This window comes from Rhizobium sp. R634, from assembly GCF_002211305.1.
GTDB lineage: Bacteria > Pseudomonadota > Alphaproteobacteria > Rhizobiales > Rhizobiaceae > Rhizobium.
The window spans coordinates 205843-220453 of sequence record NZ_LOKW01000002.1; the positions used below are offsets into that span (position 1 = coordinate 205843).

General features: G+C 62.6%; 14 protein-coding genes. 7 read left to right on the plus strand and 7 right to left on the minus strand.

The features are described from left to right. Positions 1-293 precede the first annotated feature (293 nt). Positions 294-2147: a M3 family oligoendopeptidase gene (locus ATY77_RS05185; protein ID WP_088686409.1), complete on the minus strand. Its 1854-nt coding sequence runs from the start codon at positions 2145-2147 to the stop codon at positions 294-296. A 299-nt stretch (positions 2148-2446) separates the two neighbouring features. Here ATY77_RS05185 and ATY77_RS05195 point away from each other — a divergent pair, with 299 nt between their 5' ends. Continuing rightward, the gene (locus ATY77_RS05195) at positions 2447-3991 is read left to right on the plus strand and encodes a sigma-54 dependent transcriptional regulator (protein ID WP_088686410.1); all 1545 of its coding nucleotides are present in this window, start codon (positions 2447-2449) and stop codon (positions 3989-3991) included. Positions 3992-4169: 178 nt separating this feature from the next. Then, on the plus strand, positions 4170-6017 hold the full coding sequence (locus tag ATY77_RS05200; protein ID WP_088686411.1) for a DUF882 domain-containing protein: 1848 nt from the start codon (positions 4170-4172) through the stop codon (positions 6015-6017). Positions 6018-6176: 159 nt separating this feature from the next. Here ATY77_RS05200 and ATY77_RS05205 read toward each other — a convergent pair whose 3' ends face one another. From ATY77_RS05205 to ATY77_RS05215, 3 genes are all read right to left on the minus strand, one after another. Then, positions 6177-6440 carry a DUF2312 domain-containing protein gene (locus ATY77_RS05205; protein WP_008533181.1) on the minus strand — a complete coding sequence of 88 codons (264 nt, stop codon included), beginning with the start codon at positions 6438-6440 and terminating at the stop codon, positions 6177-6179. A gap of 88 nt (positions 6441-6528) precedes the next feature. Next, complete coding sequence (locus tag ATY77_RS05210; RefSeq protein WP_088686412.1) at positions 6529-6834, minus strand: DUF1244 domain-containing protein; 306 nt, start codon at positions 6832-6834, stop codon at positions 6529-6531. A gap of 12 nt (positions 6835-6846) precedes the next feature. Further along, positions 6847-7635, minus strand: a complete 789-nt coding sequence (locus tag ATY77_RS05215; protein ID WP_088686413.1) for an N-formylglutamate amidohydrolase — start codon at positions 7633-7635, stop codon at positions 6847-6849. Between the two features lie 201 nt (positions 7636-7836). Here ATY77_RS05215 and ATY77_RS05220 point away from each other — a divergent pair, with 201 nt between their 5' ends. The 3 genes from ATY77_RS05220 (at position 7837) to ATY77_RS05230 (ending at position 10517) form a co-directional block, all read left to right on the plus strand. Continuing rightward, positions 7837-8322: a DUF1036 domain-containing protein gene (locus ATY77_RS05220; RefSeq protein ID WP_088677896.1), complete on the plus strand. Its 486-nt coding sequence runs from the start codon at positions 7837-7839 to the stop codon at positions 8320-8322. Beyond that, a complete protein-coding gene (gene pyk / locus ATY77_RS05225; RefSeq protein ID WP_088686414.1) occupies positions 8322-9761 on the plus strand; it encodes a pyruvate kinase in 1440 nt (479 codons plus the stop codon). Before ATY77_RS05220 ends, pyk begins: the two co-directional genes overlap by 1 nt. 123 nt (positions 9762-9884) lie before the next feature. Further along, a complete protein-coding gene (locus ATY77_RS05230; protein ID WP_088686415.1) occupies positions 9885-10517 on the plus strand; it encodes a LysE family transporter in 633 nt (210 codons plus the stop codon). A gap of 2 nt (positions 10518-10519) precedes the next feature. Here the strand turns inward: ATY77_RS05230 and ATY77_RS05235 are convergent, their stop codons facing one another. Both ATY77_RS05235 and ATY77_RS05240 read right to left on the minus strand, forming a co-directional pair. Further along, positions 10520-11077: a DUF4865 family protein gene (locus tag ATY77_RS05235; RefSeq protein WP_088686416.1), complete on the minus strand. Its 558-nt coding sequence runs from the start codon at positions 11075-11077 to the stop codon at positions 10520-10522. Beyond that, a complete protein-coding gene (locus ATY77_RS05240; protein WP_088686417.1) occupies positions 11074-11493 on the minus strand; it encodes a tautomerase family protein in 420 nt (139 codons plus the stop codon). Before ATY77_RS05240 ends, ATY77_RS05235 begins: the two co-directional genes overlap by 4 nt. 117 nt (positions 11494-11610) lie before the next feature. On the opposite strand from ATY77_RS05240, the gene ATY77_RS05245 reads away from it, so the two are divergent. Together ATY77_RS05245 and ATY77_RS05250 are read left to right on the plus strand one after the other, a co-directional pair. After that, positions 11611-12504: a LysR substrate-binding domain-containing protein gene (locus tag ATY77_RS05245; RefSeq protein ID WP_088686484.1), complete on the plus strand. Its 894-nt coding sequence runs from the start codon at positions 11611-11613 to the stop codon at positions 12502-12504. Between the two features lie 218 nt (positions 12505-12722). Continuing rightward, the gene (locus tag ATY77_RS05250) at positions 12723-13535 is read left to right on the plus strand and encodes a phytanoyl-CoA dioxygenase family protein (RefSeq protein WP_088686418.1); all 813 of its coding nucleotides are present in this window, start codon (positions 12723-12725) and stop codon (positions 13533-13535) included. Between the two features lie 39 nt (positions 13536-13574). Here ATY77_RS05250 and ATY77_RS05255 read toward each other — a convergent pair whose 3' ends face one another. Further along, positions 13575-14519, minus strand: coding sequence for a GlxA family transcriptional regulator (locus tag ATY77_RS05255; RefSeq protein ID WP_088686419.1), 945 nt, complete (start codon positions 14517-14519; stop codon positions 13575-13577). Positions 14520-14611 lie beyond the last annotated feature (92 nt).

Here is a 14611-nt window from a genome sequence, read left to right on the forward strand (position 1 = left end):
TCGCTGCGGTAGGTCGAGACCGGAGTAACCCCCACCTCCCTCATTCCTGTGTCCTCAGGGCTTTGGCCGAGGGATGTCACAGGAATCCAGCCACGGCGCGTCTGCGCCGTAAATGAGTCATTTCCTGCAGATAAAGAGTCTTCCGCGCCCAAGGACTTGGGCGCGCTGGATTCCTGTGACGAGCACAGGAATGAGGGAGATGGGGCTGCCGTCATGGTTCCTCGTGGACGTTGCAGAATGCGCTTGGCGGATCAATAGCCCACCATGGCCTCGCTCTAAAGTCTGGCCGCGCCTCACGCCCTATCCAAAGCTTCCAATTCGTCGATCAGCCCTTCGATCATCGACAGGCCCTGGCTCCAGAACGACGGATCGGTGGCGTCGAGGCCGAAAGGCTTCAGCAGCTCGGAGTGATGCTTGGTGCCGCCGGCCTTCAGCAGCTCGAAATACTTCTCCTGGAAGCCCTTCTCGGCCTTCTGGTAGACGGCATAGAGCGAATTCACCAGGCAGTCACCGAAGGCGTAGGCGTAGACATAGAAGGGCGAGTGGATGAAGTGGGGGATATAGGCCCAATAGGTCTCGTAGCCCTCGGAAATGTTGATCGCCGGCCCGAGGCTTTCCGACTGGACGGAGAGCCAGAGTTCGCCAATGTCGTCGGCCGTGAGTTCACCTGCTTTGCGGGCGGTGTGCAGCTTGCGCTCGAATTCGTAGAAGGCGATCTGGCGCACGACGGTATTGATCATGTCCTCGACCTTCTGGGCAAGCATCGCCTTGCGCTCGCGCTTGTCGGTGGTCTTTTCCAGAAGCGCGCGGAAGGTCAGCATCTCGCCGAAGACGGAGGCGGTTTCGGCAAGCGTCAGCGGCGTCTGGCACATCAGCGCGCCCTGCGCGCCGGCGAGAACCTGGTGCACGCCGTGGCCGAGTTCATGGGCAAGCGTCATCACGTCGCGCGGCTTGCCCATGTAATTGACGAGTACGTACGGGTGGGCCGATGGCACCGTCGGATGGGCGAAGGCGCCGGGCGCCTTGCCGGGGCGGACCGGAGCGTCGATCCACTGCTCGTCGAAGAAGCGCCTGGCGATATCGGCCATCTCAGGGGCGAAATTGCCATAGGCCGATAGCACCGTGTCCTTCGCGTCGGACCAGGAGATGACGGCGCCGGAGGTTTCCGGCAGGGGCGCGTTGCGGTCCCAGAAATTCATCTGCTCCATGCCGAGCCATTTCGCCTTCATTCTATAATAGCGGTGCGACAGGCGGGGATAGGCTTCCCGGACGGCGGCGGCGAGCGCATCGACGACCTCGCGCTCGACGCGGTTGGCGAGATGCCTGGAGTCGGCGATGTCCTCGAAGCCGCGCCAGCGGTCGGAGATATCCTTGTCCTTGGCAAGCGTATTGGTGATCAGCGTGAAGATGCGGATATTGGCCTTGAAGGTCTCGGCAAGCGCCATGGCGGCCTTGCGCCGCGCCTCGGGATCCTTTTCCTGCAGCATGTTCAGCGCCACTTCGAGCGGCACTTTTTCGCCGTCGATCTCATAGCGAAGTTCCGCCATGGTTTCGTCGAACAGGCGGTTGAAGGCGGCCGCCGACGTCATCGACTTTTCGAGAAAGAGCTGCTCCAGCCTATCGTCCAGCTGATAGGGCTTGTCTTTCCTGAGATCGACCAGCCAGGGGCGGTAGTGGCCGGCATCGGGGTCGTTCGCCATCGAGGCGTCGATCACGGCGTCGTCGATGCGGTTCAGTTCCAGCGCGAAGAACAGCAGATGGCCCGAGAATTCGGTGATCTTGGTCTGCACGTCGCCATAGAGCTTGCCGTTGGCGGGGTTGGTGGTGTCGGAGAAATAGGTGAGGCCGGCAAAGGAGCCGAGGCGGCCCATGAGATCGTCAAGCGCCTCATATTCCTTCAGCGCCGCGCCGATGCCCTCGTCGCCGGTATTCAACGCCGCGTCAGCGAGTTTGCCCTTCCACTTCTCTTCGAAGGCGATCGCGGCCTTGCCGGCTTTTTCCATGTCGGCGACGAAAGCGGTGGAGGTGGCGGAGGGATAGAGATCCTGCAGCTTCCAGACCGGCAGATCGCCGAGCGCGGGATCGGCGGGCCTAGCCGGCGCTGCTGGCGACAAGAGAAGGCCGGCGTGCGGGAGCTTGATTTTCATGGGCGCAATTCCTCTCCACTTTATAACAGTTTTGCTTGTCTAGCGCATCGGCCTGAAAATCGGAATCGATTTTCGGAAAGCGCGACGGGTAGGCTCAAAGTGTTACAGCGGCCGAAGGGCCTCGCGGCGCTGCAAGCGCGGCGAGGCCCGGTATCAACGGCTTTTCGGCGCGCAAAAGGCGTCGCTTCGGCACGAAAACCGGTCGCCGCAATCGTTAAAATGCAATTGTTTCTCAAAACTGGATGTTCAAGCCTTTCTGCCAGAGTGCGCTTCATGGTTTCGCATGAAGTGAGGCGACAATGACCGGTTACAATGAGCTCAAGGGAGCAGGGCAAATTCTCGTGGTCGAAGACGACCCGGTGCAGCGCCGCCTGCTCAAAAACGCAATCGAGCGTCACGGCCATGTCGTGCACCAGGCGGAAAACGGCCGGATCGGCCTTGAAATGGTCAAGCGCGACAGCGGCCTTTTCAATGTCATCGTGCTCGACCTGATGATGCCCGAAATGACCGGCCTCGAATTCCTCGACGCGCTTCATGAATTCGGCACGCAGATCCCCGTTATTGTTCAGACAGGGCAGGGCGGCATCGAAACCGTGGTGCAGGCGATGCGGGCCGGGGCCTTCGATTTCGTCGTCAAGCCGGTCTCGCCCGAACGCATCGCTACCTCGATCTCGAATGCGATGAAGCTCGACCAGCGCGAGGTGAAGGCGCGGGCCGGACGCCGGTCTCGCTCCGGCTCCGTCGGTTTCGACGACATCGTCTCGGCAAGCCCGGCGATGATCCGCGTCATCGATCTCGCCCAGCGGGCGGCGCAATCCAATATTCCCGTCGTGCTCGAAGGCGAATCAGGCGTCGGCAAGGAACTGGTGGCGCGCGCCATCCAGTCCGGCGGCGAGCGCTCGAACAAGCCGTTCGTCACCGTCAATTGCGGTGCGATCCCGCACAATCTCGTCGAGAGCATCCTCTTCGGCCATGAGAAGGGCGCCTTTACGGGTGCAACCGAACGTCACATCGGCAAATTCATGGAAGCCGACGGCGGCACCATCTTCCTCGACGAAATCGGCGACCTGCCGCTTGAAGTCCAAGTGAAGCTGCTGCGGGCCGTGCAGCAGGGCGAGATCGAGACCGTCGGCGCGCGCACCGCGCACAAGGTCAATGTCCGGCTGATTTCGGCGACCAACAAGGATCTGATCGAGGAGGTCAAGAACGGCCACTTCCGCGAGGACCTCTATTATCGCCTCAACGTCTTCCCGATCACCATTCCGGCACTGCGCAAGCGCAAGGAAGACATTCCGCACCTGGTACGCGTCTTTGCCGACCGCTTCTCCAGCGAGCAGAAGAACGGCCGCCGCATGACGGTGAACTCGGGCGCGCTGGCGCTTTTGACCGCCTATGACTGGCCGGGCAATATCCGTCAGCTCGAAAACGCGATCTTCCGTGCGGTCGTTCTGGCCGAGGGGCCGGAGCTGACAGAGTCGGACTTCCCGCAGATCGCCGCACAGCTTCCGGAATATGAAGTGGTGGATCACCTGGCGCTCGTGGCCGACAATACCGGCCTCGACCCTGATGAAGCCTACAGCGAGGATTACCGGACGCCGACGCCGGGAGAGCTGCATCACCGGCTGCCGGAGATCTCCGACAACGCAATCGCCAGCGTCAATCCGTCAGGCGATGTGCGCAAGCTCGCCGATGTCGAGGAGGAGCTCATCCGATTCGCGCTCAAATTCTATCGCGGGCAGATGAGTCAAGTGGCGCGCAAACTTGGCATCGGGCGGTCCACACTTTATCGCAAGCTCAAAGATTACGGCATAGATCCCGATAATCCCCAGAAAGATGCGGCTTAAGCCCTATTTATTAAGACTCAGGCAACCACGATTTGTTACTGATCATAAACCACTTGTTAGTGGCTCGTTCACTATGTAAAGAAAAGGTTGATCATGTGTGGCATTTTTGCCATCGTGTGACCGCATTTGACAGTCATCTGAGACAGTACGGGACATTGTCTGTCTGACGGGGATCGAGTTGCCGAATCTGAATGGGAATTCCAAGCCTTCGCGCTTGAGCTGGCGTTCTTTGTGCGCCGACATCTGCGGAAAGGCAGTGAGGACGGCAGCGGCCGCCCTTCTTGCGCTTGCGGTTTCCTCACCGGTATTCGTCAGTACGCCGTCTCAGGCCGCGGGCGATACCCGCAGTCTTAAGCTCTATTTCATCCATACTGGTGAAAAGGCCGTCATCACCTATAAGCGCAACGGCAAGTTCGACCCCAAGGGCCTGGAGCAGCTGAACCGCTTCCTGCGCGACTGGCGCAAGAACCAGCCGACGAAGATGGATCCGCGCCTGTTCGACCTGATCTGGGAAGTCTATCGCCAGAGCGGCTCGCGGGACTATATCAACGTCGTCTGTGGATTCCGCTCGCCGGCAACCAATGAAATGCTGCGCGGCCGCTCGCGCAAATCCGGCGTCGCCGAAAAGAGCCAGCATATGCTCGGAAAGGCGATGGATTTCTTCATTCCCGACGTCAAGCTCGCGACGCTTCGCGGCATCGGCATGAAGATGCAGGTCGGCGGTGTCGGCTTCTACCCGAAATCGGGTTCGCCCTTCGTGCACATGGATGTCGGCGGTGTTCGCGCCTGGCCGCGCATGAGCCGCGACGAGCTCGTCCGGCTTTTCCCCAATGGCAATACCATCCATATTCCGGCCGATGGCAAGCCGCTGCCGGGCTACCAGCAGGCGATGGCCGACTACAAGCGCCGCGCCAGCGGCACGCAGATCGAAATCGCCAGCGCTTCGGAATCGGCGCCGAAGCACAAGACGCTGTTTGCCGCTCTCTTCGGCGGCGGAGCGGACGAGCAGGAAGACGATTCGGATGATTCCGCTCCTGTCGCGATCGCCAAGGCGACGCCGCCGAAGGCTGCACCGGCTCCTGCTCCTGCCGCTGTTGAGCCGCAGCAGACCGAAGTCGCCGACCTGAATGCCCCGGTGCCGCAGGTTCGCCCGGCATTCAGCAACCAGCCGGCCGAAATGGCGAGCGCGCTGGTGGCGCCGTCTTCGGGTAATGCCGCACAACAGGCCCTAGCCGCAGCGCTTCCGGCCGATCAGGCCCAGCCGCAGCAGTTTGCCGATCTCAGCGCCTACAGCATTCCGGTTCCCTCGCTTCTCGGCCAGCGCCGCGCGCCTGGCGACGCCGAGGTTGCCTCGGTCGATCCGAACATACAGAACGGCCTCCCGGTTCCGACTCCGGTCGAACGGCCTGCCGTTGCCGAGAACCTGCTTGCCGCAGCCACTGCCGATCCGGAAGCAGAGGCCGACGAGGCCGATCAGGGTACGCTCTCGCCTGACGTTGCAGCGGCACTCGAGCAGCAGAACGACAAGGCGGCCGAAAGCGACGTTGCCTCGCAGCAGCCTCAGATGAGCGTTGAGCAGGCGATCGCCGCCGCGATGCAGCAACAGGCGCCTGCCGAAAAACCGACGCTGCAGCTTGCTGCATTGGCGCCGGCAACAAAATCTGCAAGCTTTGGCGACGGTTTCGACGTGCCGGCCGCCGAAGATGCCGTAGCGCCCGGCCTTCCGACCAAGGGCGGCCGCCCGACGCAGAAGCAAGCTGCCGCAGCCGATGCCAGCCGTGCGACCGTCCGGACCGAGCCGAAGCTGACGCAGAAGATGATTTCGCAGTGGGCGCTGACCAACGCCCGGCTTGAAATGGCTTCCAAACAGGTCAAGGCGCCGCGCTTCGTCAGCCAGACGATGCGCGCTCAGCCGACGTCCGTCTATGCGGAGGGCTTCAACGTCAAGACCGCTTCGGTCGATCCGGCCCGCTTCAGCGGCACGGCCGTCAACTTCATGGAAGTGCGCAAGTTCAATACCAACTGAGCCTGCCGATCGTTTGAATATCAAAAAACCGCTGGAGCGATCCGGCGGTTTTTCTTTTGGCCGTTCCATCCCGGCCAGGCAATCCTTGACTTACAGCCCAACAAAAAGAAAAGCCGCCGGGAGGCCGGCGGCTTGTAGACATCAGCGATGCCGGGCGTATCAGCCTTCCGGCGGCGCCTCGATCATGCCGAGGGCGTGCAGGTAGGTGTCGAGGATTGCTTCCTCTTCCATGCGTTCCTGCTCGTCCTTCTTGCGCAGCGCCACGACCTTCTTCAGGATCTTGGTATCGAAGCCCATGCCCTTGGCTTCGCCATAGACGTCCTTGATGTCGTCGGCGATGGTCTTCTTTTCTTCTTCCAGCCGTTCAATGCGCTCGATGAAAGCGCGAAGCTGATCGCGGGCGACGCCATGAGCATCAGACATCGTGTTCTCCTGATTGGTGATCGATTTTGGATGCCAGTGACTGCCGCGAAAGCGGCGTCACGGTCAAGCCTGTTCGGGCTTGGGTGAGCTATTTGTGCGGGTTGTTCAGCTCAAAAGCGGCCTTTTGCACAGGCGAGGCCTCATTCTGATGGAGTTTCTTCCATTCCTCATAGGGCATGCCGTAGACCATCTCGCGTGATTCGTCCCTGGTGACGGCGACACCTTCGGCCTCGGCGGCTTCGCGGTACCAGTTCGACAGGCAGTTGCGGCAGAAGCCGGCCAGGTTCATCAGGTCGATGTTCTGGACATCGCTGCGCTCGCGCAGATGGGCGAGGAGGCGGCGGAAGGCGGCGGCTTCGAATTCGGTCTGCTGTTCTTTGCTGAGCGCGGTCATCTCGCTCTCCTTTCAATAGGGGCCCGTGCGCGAGACGTGGACGTCGTATTCGTGCAAGGCGGGATCGGCATTCATGGCGGCAAAGATCGGCGCGAGGCGCTCGGCCCATGCCGATATGCCGGCCTCGTCTGCGATCAAATCCTGGCGCACTTCGAGCAGCGCGTGCGGGATGCCCGTCACCATGCAGTGGCGGTACATGGTATCGCCCTTCAGGGCGCCGTCATAGGGTTCGTTGTCGCCGACGACGAGATCGGGATCGGCGCGCAGCAGATCGAGCAGCGGGCCGACGGCGCGCCGGTCGCTGTCCCAGAGGACGGCGGCGTGCCAGGGGCGGGGGACGCTCTTCCAGGCGGGCGTGTAGGAATGCAGCGACAGCACCAGCGGCGCCTTGGCGGTGGCGTTCGCCACCGCGTCGATCATCTCTGCCACGGCGCCGTGATAAGGACGATGGTAGGTTTCGATGCGGGCATTCCATTCCTGCGGCGTGATCGGATGATTGCCCGGTATGACGGCACCATCGGAAATCTTCATGATCAGCGTCGGATCGTCCTCGCCGCGGTTCGGGTCGATCAGCAGGCGCGAGAAGCCGCCGAGCACCGCCGGCACGCCGAGCTTTGCCGAAAGCTGCCGCGTCAGGCCTTCGATGCCGATGTCATAGGCGATATGGCGGGCAAAGGCAGACTCGGGCAGGCCGAGCTTCTGATACCGGGCGGGAAGACGGTTCATCGCGTGATCGGCGAGGATCACCATGCCTTTGTCATGTTTTCCGGGTAGGATTTCGAAGGATTGGAAGTCGTCCATGAAGGAATTGCCGTTCGTCATTGCGCAGTCGGGCTCAGTGATCGCACGTGCCTGCGGCAGGTTCAAGCGCGGCAGGCGGCGGGACGCCGATATGAACCGGAACGAACAGGTTATGAAAGGAAATATAATCGATTAGCATTGCGTTGACTTTCGCATGACGGCGGCGCAAGAAGACACGGATACGAATAACCGTGGAGCTATTTGGGAGCCGTGTTGATCCAAGCCGCGCCAAGTTTCCTCACGCGGTCCGGGCCGCTGGCCCGTCTCGCTCTGTTCGCTCTTGCAGCCGCCATGCCGTTCTTCATCGCAGATGCCGCGCGCGCGGATTTCCGCGTCTGCAACGGAACGCAGAATCTGGTCGGCGTCGCCATCGGATACCGGGCCAAGGACGGCTGGATCACCGAAGGCTGGTGGCAGGTGCCGGCAACGACCTGCGCCACGCTGATCGAGGGAGAATTGCAGTCGCGCTATTATTACCTCTACGCAGAAGACGCCGCCCGGGGAGGACGATGGACGGGCGACGTGCAGATGTGCGTGGCGGAAAACGAATTCAAGATCACGGGTGTGCAGGATTGTTATGCCCGGGGTTATCAGAAGATGGGATTCAAGGAATACGATACGGGCCGCCAGGGCAGCTGGATGGTTCAACTCTCCGACACCCCAGGGACGCAAGAAAGTCAGAATTGATGAAGCGTAATCGCAAAATTAAAATCCTCGCCACCCTCGGGCCTGCCTCCTCCGAGGAATCGATGATCGAGAAGCTGCACCAGGCCGGTGCCGACGTCTTCCGCATCAATATGAGCCATGCGAGCCACGACCTGATGCGCACGCTCATCCAGCGTATCCGCTCGGTCGAGGCGCGTTCCGGCCGGCCGATCGGCATTCTCGCCGATCTGCAGGGACCGAAACTGCGTGTCGGCAAATTCGTCGACAGCAAGATCGACCTGAAGCCCGGCCAGACCTTCACGCTCGACAACAACGAAGCGCTCGGTGATCAGAACCGCGTCTACCTGCCGCATCCCGAAATCCTGGAATCGGTGCAGCCCGGCCACCGGCTGCTGATCGACGACGGCAAGCTCGCACTCCGCGCCGAAAAATGCGACGGCAAGAGCATCGTCACGACGGTCATATCGGGCACGCGCATTTCCGACCGCAAGGGCGTGAGCCTTCCCGACACGCTGCTCGGCGTCGGCGCGCTGACGGATAAGGACCGTGCCGACCTCGAAGCCGTGCTCGCCACCGACGATGTCGACTGGGTGGCGCTTTCCTTCGTCCAGCGTCCCGACGACCTTGCCGAAGTGCGCAAGATTGCCCGCGGCCGCGTCGGCCTGATGTCGAAGATCGAAAAGCCGCAGGCGCTCGAGCGCATCGAAGAGATTATCGAGCTTTCCGACGCATTGATGGTCGCCCGCGGCGATCTCGGCGTCGAAATGCCGCTCGAATCAGTTCCGGGTATCCAGAAGCAGCTGATTCGTGCCTGCCGCCGCTCGGGCAAGCCTGTCGTCGTCGCCACGCAGATGCTGGAATCGATGATTTCGGCGCCGGTGCCGACGCGCGCCGAAGTCTCCGACGTCGCGACCGCCGTCTTCGAAGGTGCCGACGCCGTCATGCTCTCGGCCGAATCGGCCTCGGGCGACTATCCCGTCGAAGCCGTCTCGACCATGGCGTCGATTGCCAGCGCCATCGAGCGCGAGCCGCATTATCCCGGCATCATCTATGCCCAGCGGGCCCAGCCGGAAGCGACCGGCGCCGATGCGATTTCGCTCGCCGCCCGCCAGATCGCCGAGACGCTGAAGCTGTCGGCGATCGTGTGCTACACCTCGTCGGGCACGACAGGCCTTCGCGCTTCGCGCGAGCGTCCGCAGGTGCCGATCCTGGCGCTGTCGCCGATCATCAAGACGGCGCGCCGCCTTGCCATCGTCTGGGGCCTGCATTGCGTCGTCACCCATGACGCGACCGATCTCGACGACATGGTCAACCGCGCCTGCCGCATCGTCGCCGACGAAGGCTTCGGCAAGCCGGGCGACCGCATCATCATCTCGGCCGGTGTGCCGCTCGGCACGCCTGGCGCCACCAACATGATCCGCATCGCCTATATCGGCTCCGACGGCCAGAGCGGCGTCTGACCGATCCAAACCCTTGAGAAAACCCGCTGCCGGAAGAGGCGGCGGGCTTTTTCGTTCATGGTGCGGCATTGCCAAGGGCTGCGGCGCATGCAAGTTTCGATCCCTGGATTGGGAGGGATCGTCATGGATATCTTTACGCTTCTGGCTTTCGCTGCTGTTTCCTTCGTCGGCATCGCGACGCCGGGACCGACGGTGCTCCTGGCGCTGACCAATGGTTCGCGGCATGGCCTGCGCCGGGCGATGGCCGGCATGGTCGGCGCGGTGCTTTCCGATTTCGTGCTGATCGGCGCCGTGGCGATCGGGCTCGGCGCGCTGCTTGCGGCGTCGGAATTCTGGTTCTCCATGCTGAAATGGGTAGGTGCCGCCTATCTCGCCTTTCTCGGCATCATGCTTCTGCGCTCGAAGGGCGCGATCGATGCGGCATTGCAATCAGGTGCGCCCGCCGGGCAGTCAACTTTCGCGATCGGGCTGAAAAGCTTCATGGTCGCGGCGACGAACCCGAAGGGCTACCTGTTCTTCTCCGCTTTCCTGCCGCAGTTCATCGATCCCACCCAGCCGCAGGCGGCGCAGTATGCGCTGCTCGCCCTCATCTTTGCCGCGCTCGATTTCATCATCATGTTCGGCTACGCCTTCTTCGGCTCGCAGGCGGTCCGTTTCCTGAAAACGTCAGGCGCTCTGTGGCTGGAACGGGCCTGCGGCGGCGCGCTGCTGGCGCTCGCCGGTTCGCTTGCCTTCTATCGCCGCGCCACCGCCTGAACTCAGGATCGAGGCAAGGATAGATGGCCGACGCGATAGGCATGCGTGTGCTCGCCGATCCCAGGCATATCTCGCCACAGCCTGAAGCGGATGCGCGTCCATGTCGTCGGTTCGAAACCCGAGATGGAGGCGAGCGCGCCGCCCGCTGCCAGATCGGCTTCGGCCTCGGCGCTTTCGGCCTGGCGTATATCGGCTAGAGGGGCATAAGGCTGCGTCTGCAGGATGTCGCGGGTCGCAAATCTGGCAGCGGCGATATCGGGCGAGACTTTGGCCTGCCAGACGATCCATGTCTTCACTTGCGGCCAGCTGAAGGCGCCGGTGAGCGCTTGGAATGCCGGACTGCAAAGGAAGTCGCTCGCTCCGTCTGGCTTCTGCCAGAGATAGAAGGGTGCGTAGAGGTTTTCGCGGCTGGCGAATTCGCCTCTGCGGGCGCTGAGATAGGCCTTGAAGCCGAGATTGGGGAAGCCGTCAAGCAGCGGCCCCTTGTCTCGGATGCGGCGATCGATGACCGACATGTCGTAGTCGGCGGGCAGGGTGAAGCTGTATTGCATCGCGATCATGATTGCGGCTCCACTGCCCGCTGCCGCCAGTCCGGGTCTGTCATCTGGGCGATGCCGTTGCCGAAGGACCAGTCCTCTGGCGCGCTGGTGCTGATGACGACCATCACGTCTTCGGCCCTCAGTCCTGGCGATTGCGCCAGGAGATCGGCGAGCCGGCGGTAAAGCGCCGCCTTCATTTCCGCTGTTCGCGGCCGGCCGATCGTGATCGAGATATAGACGAAGTCCCCGGAGCGCGGCCCGGCGAGATAGGTGCGGTCGAAGATCAGCTCGTTTTCGTCGTGCTGGTGAATGGCCTGGAAGCGATCGTTTTCAGGCACGTCGAAAGTCTCGACCAACGCGCGCTGGATGCCGTCGGCGAGTGCCGTGAGATAGTCCGGCGACTTGCCTTTGCGGAGAGAGATGCGAACGAAGGGCATTGGGATCTCCATGGGTTTGGGCCGCTTGCGGCCTTGACAACAGCACTATCGCAGCACAGGATGATGCCGAAAATCAGAATTTTATGGATAAATAGTCCTAAAAATCGGGATTAAATGATGCGACGGACGATCTTCGATCTCGACGTGCTTCGAACCTTTTCAACCGGCATGGAGCTCGGCAATTTTGCCAAGGCGGCCGAAAAGCTCAGCCGTTCAACCTCGGCCGTCAGCGCGCAGCTGAAGAAACTGGAGGAGCAGGCGGGCACGCCCATCTTTCGCAAGGTAGGGCGCGGTCTGGCGCTGACCGATGCCGGCGAGACGATGCTCGGCTATGCCAGGCGGCTGCTGGAGCTAAACGACGAGGCGGCTGCGGCCGTGCACAGTGTCGAGCTGGAGGGCTGGGTGCGGCTCGGCCTGCAGGAGGATTTCGGCGAGAATCTGCTGCCTGACGTGCTTGGCCGCTTCGCACGCGCCCATCCGAAGGTGCGCATCGAGGCGAGGGTGGTGCGCAATAGCGAACTGCTCGATCGTATCACCTCCGGCAAGCTCGATCTGGCGCTCGCCTGGAGCGACGGCTCGCTGACGGCGCATTGCGAACGGATCGGCGAGGTGCCGATGCGCTGGATCGGTCCTGCGGAGGGGGCGCCCGGCTGGCACGCCTCAACCGGCGAGCCGATGCCGCTCGCCTCGCTGGAGGCGCCGTGCCTCATGCGCAGTGCCGCGACCCGGGCCTTGGACGAGGCCGGCATTTCCTGGCGGCTTGCTTTCGTCAGCCCCAGTCTCGGCGGTCTCTGGGCAGCGACGGCGGCGGGCCTCGGCCTCACCATCCGCACACCGGTCGGCCTGCCGGCGAAGGTCCGGGCACTTGCGCCCGGGGCGGTCGGCCTGCCCGAGCTGCCGAAGCTCGGTCTCGTCCTGCATCGGGCGGAGGCCGAACTGCAACCGGCTGCGGCGCGGCTGGGCGAACTGGTGGTGCAATCCGTGCATGGGGCGCTCATCTCTGCGCATTGACCCCTCCGACGCATGGCTGTAGCCTCGGCCATTATGAAGATGCTCACTGTCAATATCGCTTCGGTCTTCTTCCTGAGCCGCTGACGGCGCTGCCGCCAGGGCCGCCCTGGGCAATGGAAGACGCGACCGCAGACCGGCCTTCGGCCGGCGGCTGGTCGTGGAGCGAAACAACCCTTCATCCGGCAATTTCGGAAAGGGTTTCACGACAGAGAGATTTCATGACTGACGAACATTATCCGCCGGCGCTGACCGCAGCCGAGATCGAGGGGTTCATCCGCGACGGGTTCCTCCGGATCGATAGGGCTTTTCCACGCGAACTGGCTGAAGAAGCATGCGCCATCATGTGGCGCGACCTGCCATGTGATCCCGGCGACCCCACGACATGGACGCGGCCGGTGATCCGGCTTCCGGGCTATGGCGGAGGGCCGTTCGCGGCAGCCGCCAATACTCCGGTTCTGCATGCGGCCTTCGACCAGCTCGTCGGCGCCGGGCGTTGGGTGCCGCGTGACGGGCTCGGGAGCTTTCCGGTGCGGTTTCCGCATCCAGACGATCCTGGAGATGCCGGCTGGCATGTCGATCTGAGCTTTCCCGGCGATGATTGCGACCCGAACGAACAGCGGGATTTTTCGGCCTGGCGGGTGAACATCACGTCGCGCGGGCGGGCGCTGCTGATGCTGTTCCTGTTTTCCGATGTCGGCGAGGACGACGCGCCGACACGCATCCGGGTGGGTTCGCACATGGACATGGCGCGCTATCTCGCGCCGGCGGGCGAAGCCGGCCGGTCGCATATGCATCTCGAAACTATGGGCGCCGAGCGCCCTCTTGCCTTGGCGACAGGGGAGGCAGGCACCGTCTATCTCTGCCATCCCTTTCTCGTGCATGCGGCGCAGAGACATCTCGGAATGACGCCGCGTTTCATGGCGCAGCCGCCGCTCGGGCTTGCGCAGCCCTACAGGCTGGAAAGGGAAGACGGGAACTATTCGCCGGTCGAAACGGCGATCCGGCGCGCGCTTCATGATCCTTCCAGCTGAGGGTTGATCATGGCATCCGGCTTCAAACGGCCGGATGCCTCAAGTCTGATATTGCTGCTGGGCATTGCGGCGGATCGCCTGGGGCGGCTGGCCGAAGGCGCGCAGGAAGGCGCGCCGCATGCGCTCGCGATCGGCAAAGCCGGTCTCGTCGGCGACCACGTCGATCGGATGACGGCTTTGCTCCATCATCAGCCGCGCTGCTTCGAGCCTTAGATTTTCGACGGCTTTCGCCGGCGACTGACCGGTTTCGGCGCGAAAGGCGCGGCTGAACTGGCGGGGGCTGAGATGAGCGGCTTCCGCCAGCTCTTCGACTGACAGCTGGGATTTCAGATTGCTTCGCGCGAAATCCAATGCCCGCTGGATTCGGTCGGATTTCGGCTCCAGCTCAAGCAAAGCGGAGAACTGCGATTGGCCGCCGGCGCGGCGGTGATAGACGACGAGCATACGGGCGACTGCGCGGGCGACCTCGATACCGTGGTCCTTTTCGACCATGGCCAGCGCCAGATCGATGCCGGCGGTCATTCCGGCGGATGTCCAGACCGAGCCGTCGATGATGAAGATGCGGTCCTCTTCCAGCCTGATCTTGGGATAACGCGCCTTCATCTCGCGAGCGAGACACCAGTGCGTCGTCGCGCGGCGGCCGTCGAGAATGTCCGCTTCGGCCAGGAAGACGGCGCCGGTGCAGATCGAAGCGACGCGGCGGGAGGCGCCAAGGGCGGCGCGGATGAAGGCGCTTTCGCCCGGCTTCGGCAAGACGAATGACGGTGCGCCCGCGACGATCAGCGTATCGAACGTCGGATCGCCGAAAGGCTCGGTCTCGATCGTCATGCCGAGCGAGGTGGGAAGCGGGCCGCCGGCTTCGGAGATGTAGCTGATGTCATAGGCCTTCCGAGCGAGTTCGCGATTGGTGAACTCGAAGACCGAGACGGCGGCTAGGCTCATGATCTGGAAGCCGGGATAGAGCAGGAATGCGATGTGCTGCATGGCTCAACTCCAATGTCCTAAAAGGTGGTATATTTGACATTCAGGACGCATGCAATCCGGCGTATGTTTCTCTTCACGCGCAGGGCAGAGGC

Excerpts from the sequence above, each read along its gene's own strand:
- ATY77_RS05185 (WP_088686409.1), bottom strand. The coding sequence starts at position 2,147 with ATGAAAATCAAGCTCCCGCACGCCGGCCTTCTCTTGTCGCCAGCAGCG.
- ATY77_RS05210 (WP_088686412.1), bottom strand. The coding sequence starts at position 6,834 with ATGACCGCGCTCAGCAAAGAACAGCAGACCGAATTCGAAGCCGCCGCC.
- ATY77_RS05245 (WP_088686484.1), top strand. The coding sequence starts at position 11,611 with ATGCGACGGACGATCTTCGATCTCGACGTGCTTCGAACCTTTTCAACC.
- ATY77_RS05255 (WP_088686419.1), bottom strand. The coding sequence starts at position 14,519 with ATGCAGCACATCGCATTCCTGCTCTATCCCGGCTTCCAGATCATGAGC.
- pyk (WP_088686414.1), top strand. The coding sequence starts at position 8,322 with ATGAAGCGTAATCGCAAAATTAAAATCCTCGCCACCCTCGGGCCTGCC.
- ATY77_RS05205 (WP_008533181.1), bottom strand. The coding sequence starts at position 6,440 with ATGTCTGATGCTCATGGCGTCGCCCGCGATCAGCTTCGCGCTTTCATC.
- ATY77_RS05230 (WP_088686415.1), top strand. The coding sequence starts at position 9,885 with ATGGATATCTTTACGCTTCTGGCTTTCGCTGCTGTTTCCTTCGTCGGC.
- ATY77_RS05215 (WP_088686413.1), bottom strand. The coding sequence starts at position 7,635 with ATGGACGACTTCCAATCCTTCGAAATCCTACCCGGAAAACATGACAAA.
- ATY77_RS05240 (WP_088686417.1), bottom strand. The coding sequence starts at position 11,493 with ATGCCCTTCGTTCGCATCTCTCTCCGCAAAGGCAAGTCGCCGGACTAT.
- ATY77_RS05195 (WP_088686410.1), top strand. The coding sequence starts at position 2,447 with ATGACCGGTTACAATGAGCTCAAGGGAGCAGGGCAAATTCTCGTGGTC.
- ATY77_RS05250 (WP_088686418.1), top strand. The coding sequence starts at position 12,723 with ATGACTGACGAACATTATCCGCCGGCGCTGACCGCAGCCGAGATCGAG.
- ATY77_RS05235 (WP_088686416.1), bottom strand. The coding sequence starts at position 11,077 with ATGATCGCGATGCAATACAGCTTCACCCTGCCCGCCGACTACGACATG.